Source organism: Kitasatospora sp. NPDC093558 (genome assembly GCF_040683475.1).
Classification (GTDB): domain Bacteria; phylum Actinomycetota; class Actinomycetes; order Streptomycetales; family Streptomycetaceae; genus Kitasatospora.
In genome coordinates this window covers 1-1825 of sequence record NZ_JBFBDY010000985.1, presented here as the reverse complement: position 1 = coordinate 1825, position 1825 = coordinate 1, and the positions used below count along the sequence as shown (strand labels likewise).

The window sequence follows — 1825 nt, the reverse complement described above, 5'->3', positions numbered from 1 at the left end:
GTGTCGGTGCTCCAGCCGCGCTCCCGGAGCGTGTCGGCGCAGGCCGCGGCCATCACGTCGTGGCCCTGGCCGAGCGAGCCTGAGATCAGCAGCGCGTGCGGCATGGACGGACCCTCAGGTGGACAGGGAGGCCCGGTACCAGTCGGCGTACCGCCGCACGCCGTCGGCGAAGTTGGTCCGCGGCGACCACCCGAGCAGCCGCTTCGCCTGCGCCGAGGAGATCCGCCGGCCTGCGTAGTCGGCCGTGCGGGCCTCGATGTGCTCGATCGACACCGGCCCGAGCAAGCCGTCGACGGTGTCCGCGATGTCGCGCACCGAAACGGCGGTCGAGCCCTCCAGGGCGAAGGTCTGGTCCTCGGCGGCGGGGGACAGCGCCCGGACGTGGCCGTCGGCGAGGTCCTCCACGTAGACGAAGTTGCGGCTCTGCCGGCCGTCGCCCGCGATGGTGATCGGCCGCCCGGCGAGCGCCGCCTGCACGAAGCGCGCGACGACCAGCTCGTCGCGCATCCGCGGCCCGTACGGGATGCCGTAGCGCAGGATGGTGAAGTGCTGGCCGTACAGCTCGCGGTAGCTGTGTACGAGCATCTCGGCGGCGAGCTTGGTGGCCACGTACAGGTGCCCGCTGCGCTCCAGCTCGATCGGCACGTGCTCGTCCAGCTCCTGCTCGTCGCCGCCGAGCTGGTCCTCGGCGCCGAGCGCCGCGCCGTACACCCAGACGGTGCTGGCGAGCACCGTGCGGCTGAGGCCGCTGCGCCGGGCGGCCTCCAGGACGCTCGCCGTGCCGTCGATGTTGAGGCGGACGGCGCGCAGCGGGTCGGTGCGGATCTGGTCGACGTCGGCCATCGCGGCCAGGTGGTAAACGACCTCGCTGCCGGCCAGCGCGGCGGTGAGGCCGGGCAGGTCGAGGACGTCGATCCGGGCGTGCTCGGCCTCGGGGTTGAGGTACTTGTCGGCGGTGTCGATCGCGAGGACGTCGTGGCCGGCCGCGACCAGCCGGTCCACGACGTGCGAGCCGATGAATCCGCATCCACCGGTGACGGCTATCCGCACGGTCTCTCTCCTTGTAGTGCGATCTGTCGGGCGACGAACAGTTCCGGGTAGCTGGCCGGCCGGGATCAGGCGAGCCGCCGCAGGACCGCCGTGACGGCCTCGACGACCTGCTCGGTCTCGTCCTCGGTCATGTCGGAGTGCACCGGCAGGCAGATCTGCCGCGCGCACACGTCCTCGGCGGCCGGCAGCGGGCCGTGCCGGTAGGGGGCGAGCACCGGCTGGAGGTGCAGCGGCAGGTCGTACACCTCACCGGAGAGCCGCACGCCGTGCTCCTCGGCGACGGTCCGCTTGAAGTCGGCCCGGTCGACGCCGCGCGGCAGCAGCGCCACGTACTTGTAGTAGTTGCTGCGGCAGCCGGCGGGTTCGGCGACCGGCTCCAGCCCGTCCAGTCCGGCCAGGGCCGCGTCGTAGCGGCGGGCGACGGCCCTGCGGGTCTCGATGAACTCCTTGAGCCGGCGCAGGTGCACGGCGCCGACGGCGGCGTTGAGCTCGCTCATCCGCCAGGAGTAGCCGGGCAGGACGTGGTGGTTGGTGCTGAAGGAGCCCTTGCCCTGGTCGCGGTAGATCCGGGCCTCGTCGCGCAGTTCGGGCGACTCGGTGAGGATCATGCCGCCCTCGCCGCTTGTGGTGACCTTGGTCGGGTAGAACGAGAACGCGCCGGCGAGTCCGAACGACCCGGCGGCTCGCCCGCTGAGGCTGCTGCCGTGGGCGTGCGCGGCGTCCTCGACCAGCGGCACGCCGTGCCGGTCGCACAGCGCGCGCAGCTCGTCGACGG

Annotated in this window: 2 protein-coding genes; both read right to left on the bottom strand. The window is 72.7% G+C overall.

Annotation, left to right across the window (positions count from 1 at the left end):
- Window positions 1-114: 114 nt before the first annotated feature.
- A complete protein-coding gene (locus tag AB0O00_RS37660) occupies window positions 115-1050 on the bottom strand; it encodes an NAD-dependent epimerase/dehydratase family protein (RefSeq protein ID WP_363659197.1) in 936 nt (311 codons plus the stop codon).
- A gap of 65 nt (window positions 1051-1115) precedes the next feature.
- Window positions 1116-1825, bottom strand: a 710-nt coding sequence (locus AB0O00_RS37655) for a DegT/DnrJ/EryC1/StrS aminotransferase family protein (RefSeq protein ID WP_363659196.1), incomplete at its 5' end; no start/stop codon positions are given.